This is a genomic window from Phreatobacter sp. (assembly GCF_052440005.1).
Lineage (GTDB): Bacteria > Pseudomonadota > Alphaproteobacteria > Rhizobiales > Phreatobacteraceae > Phreatobacter.
On the sequence record NZ_JBQVQL010000172.1, the window covers coordinates 1 to 3,194 of the forward strand.

A 3,194-nucleotide genomic window follows, 5' to 3' on the forward strand; every position below is an offset into this window, starting at 1 on the left:
CCCGCTGCCCCTGCCGGTGCGCATCGGCGGGTTCGGCGGCGCCGAGGGTCTCGCGCGCTTCCTCGCGGCGTCCGCAACGCGGGCCGTCGTCGACGCCACCCATCCCTTCGCAGCTGTCATGCCCTTCAACGCCGCCGCGGCCTGCCGGTTGGCAGCCATCCCGCTTCTGGCCCTGAAGCGCCCCGAATGGAAGCAGCTGGAGGGCGACCGCTGGACCCGCGTCGGCAGCATGGCGGAGGCGGTCACGGCCCTCGGCGCATCGCCGCGCCGCGTCTTTCTCACCATCGGCCGGCAGGAGCTCGCCGCCTTCGCCGCAGCCCCGCAGCACGCCTATCTCGCTCGCGTCATCGACCCGCCGGAAGGCCCGGTTCCTCCCGACCTGACGCTGATTCGCGACCGCGGCCCCTTCGACGCAGACGCCGAAGCCGCGCTCATGCGACGCGAACGCATCGAGGTCGTGGTGGCGAAGAATGCCGGCGGCGACGCGACCGCAGGAAAGATCGCCGCGGCCCGCCATCTCGGCCTGCCGGTGATCATGGTCACCCGCCCGGCGAAGCCGAACGTGCCCACCGTCGCGACGGTGGACGAGGCGATGGTCTGGCTCGCTAGTCACGGCTGCCTCCCGACGCTGCGCGGCGTGTAGAGGTGCGTGGCGCCATCGGCGCCCGCCACCAGCCGCGTCGCCGTCGCGCCGATCAGCACCAGCGTCGCCATGTCGGCGGATGAGGCTCTGTCCGCCGCGTCCGCGATCGGCATGACCGCGACACTTTCGTCCGGCCTGCCGACTGCGCGCGCGAAGGCGACGAGTGTCCCCGCCGGCTTGATCTCCGCGGCCAGCGCCAGCGCCGCGCCGAGCTGCCAGGGGCGCGCCCGCGAGATGGGATTGTAGAGAGCCACGACGAAATCGGCGGCAAGCACGGCCCGTAGCCGGCTCATCACAACATCCCAGGGTTTCAGGTTGTCCGACAGCGACAGAGCGCAGAAGTCGCCGCCGAGCGGCGCACCGAGCCGCGCCGCAGCCGCCAGCATGGCGGTGATGCCCGGCTCGACCCGCACCGAGACGCCCGCCCATTCGGGGCGCGCCGCCTCCAGCGCCTCGAAGACCGCCGCCGCCATGGCGAAAACGCCGGGATCGCCGCCCGAAACGACGGCGACGTGGCGGCCGGCCGCTGCGAGATCGAGGGCGTAGCGGGCGCGGTCGAGTTCGACGCGGTTGTCGGAGGGGTGGCGGGCGAGGCCCTCCCGCTCCGGCACGCGGTCGAGATAGGGGCCGTAGCCGACGAGGTCGGTCGCCTTCGCCAGCACCTCCATGGCGGCCGGCGTCCGGTAGCGGGGATCCCCGGGCCCGAGCCCCACGACGGTGAGGGTTCCGGTCACAGCCGACGGCCCTCCCCCGGCACGATGACCATGGCGAAATAGGGCGCCTCGTCGTCGTCCTTCTGTGCGAGCGGCAGGATCTGCTGTCCCTCCATGGCGGCTCGCTCCACATAGATCGCCCTTTGCAGCAGGCCGGCGGCGGCGAGCGCCCTCCGCACCTTGGCGAGGTGGCGGCCGAGCTTCATCACCACCGCCGCATCCGTCCCGGAGAGCCGGCGTGCCAGGTCGTCCTCCGCGAGCGTGCCCGGCAGGACCGTGAGCACGTCGTCCCCCCAGGTGATCGGTGCACCGGCGAGCGTCCAGGCGCCCGACATGCCGCTGACGCCGGGAATGACCTCGAAGGGATAGAGCGGCGCCAGCCGGCGCCACAGATGCATCAGCGAGCCGTAGAAGAAGGGGTCGCCCTCGCAGAGGATCGCCACCCGACGGCCCGCCTCCGCCTCGGCCGCGAGCAGGGCGCAGCTCTCCTCGTAGAAGGCCGTGATGGGCCCGTCATAGGCGCCCTCGCCCGGCGCCGCCTCGGTCGTGACCGGATAGACCAGCGCGATCTCGCGGGCAGGGTCCGGCCCGAGGATCCGGTCGACGATGGTGCGGGCGTTGCCGCGCCTTCCCCGCTTGCAGAAGTGGACGAGCCGGTCCGCCTGGTCGAGCACCTCCCGCGCCCGGAGCGTCAGGTAGGCGGGATCGCCCGGCCCGAGGCCGACGCCGAAGAAGACCGGAGATGGGGATGCGGTCATCGCCCTCACTCCCGCGGACTGGCGAGGGCATTGACCACCGCGGCCGCCATGGCCGAGCCGCCGCGCCGCCCGCGCACGATGAGGAAGGGCACGCGCCCGTCCGCCGCCAGCGCCTCCTTCGATTCCGCCGCCCCGACGAAGCCGACGGGCACGCCGATCACGGCGGCGGGGGCAGGAGCCCCCCGGTCCAGCATGTCGAGGAGGTGGAAGAGAGAGGTCGGCGCATTGCCGACGACGACGAGACTGCCGCGGAGGTCATCCCGCCAGAGCTCCATCGCCGCGGCAGAGCGTGTCGTCGCCATGGCCTCGGCGAGGCCCGGCACCCGCGGGTCGTCGAGCGTGCAGACGACCCGGTTCCCGGCGGGAAGCCGCGACGGCGTGACGCCATTCGCCACCATCCTGGCATCGCAGAGGATCGGCGCGCCGCGCATCAGCGCCGCCTCGCCCGCTGCCGCGAAATCCTCCGACATCACGATGTCTCCGGCGAGATCCGTCATGCCGCAGGCGTGGATCATGCGCACGGCGACGCGTTCCGCGACGCCCTTGAACCGCGCCAGGTCAGCCTCGGCGCGAATGATGGCGAAGGACCGCGCATAGATGGCGGCGCCGTCCTTCAGATGGTCGGAGCGGGTCGCGGGTGTCATGGTCCTGGCCTTCCGGAGGGCGTTCGCGGGGTTGCCGCCGGCGGCCAGCAGCCGCGCGACTTCGGCGGCGGCGAGACGGTGGACGGGAGGGTCTGACGCGCGCCCCTCGGAGACGACGTCGTAAAGCCCGTCGTGACCGACGAGCGTGAGGGTGGCGGGCGAAGAGCGGGCACAGCCCTTGGCACAGCCCGACACGTGGAGAGAAAAGCGGGCGTCGAGGCCCGCCGGCAGGGCCGCGGCGACAAGTGCTGCATCGACCTGCGCCGGCATCTCGCCGCGCGCACAGGCCGGCGCGCCGGGACAGGCGTCGACGGCGAGGCGAGGGTCTGCCGCATCGACGATGAGGCCGAGGCCCGCGAGGCCGGCGAGCGTCGCCTCGGCGTCGGACAGGCCGGTGAGCGCGACGCCGCGCCAGGGGGTGAGCCGCAGGTCGAAG

The 3,194-nt window shown here is 73.2% G+C and carries 4 protein-coding genes; 1 reads left to right on the forward strand and 3 read right to left on the reverse strand.

Annotated features, from left to right (window positions below):
* A partial coding sequence (locus tag ACT6XY_RS22620) for a cobalt-precorrin-6A reductase (RefSeq protein ID WP_444750556.1) occupies nucleotides 1-643 on the forward strand: 643 nt, incomplete at its 5' end.
* Here the strand turns inward: ACT6XY_RS22620 and cobJ are convergent.
* The 3 genes from cobJ to ACT6XY_RS22635 are packed head-to-tail and all read right to left on the reverse strand — an operon-like array spanning nucleotide 610 to nucleotide 2,758.
* Nucleotides 610-1,377 carry a precorrin-3B C(17)-methyltransferase gene (gene cobJ / locus ACT6XY_RS22625; protein ID WP_444750557.1) on the reverse strand — a complete coding sequence of 256 codons (768 nt, stop codon included), beginning with the start codon at nucleotides 1,375-1,377 and terminating at the stop codon, nucleotides 610-612. The two genes, ACT6XY_RS22620 and cobJ, sit on opposite strands and share 34 nt — an antisense overlap.
* Nucleotides 1,374-2,114: a precorrin-2 C(20)-methyltransferase gene (locus tag ACT6XY_RS22630; protein WP_444750558.1), complete on the reverse strand. Its 741-nt coding sequence runs from the start codon at nucleotides 2,112-2,114 to the stop codon at nucleotides 1,374-1,376. Before ACT6XY_RS22630 ends, cobJ begins: the two co-directional genes overlap by 4 nt.
* Nucleotides 2,115-2,119: 5 nt before the next feature.
* A complete protein-coding gene (locus ACT6XY_RS22635) occupies nucleotides 2,120-2,758 on the reverse strand; it encodes a precorrin-8X methylmutase (RefSeq protein WP_444750559.1) in 639 nt (212 codons plus the stop codon).
* Nucleotides 2,759-3,194 lie beyond the last annotated feature (436 nt).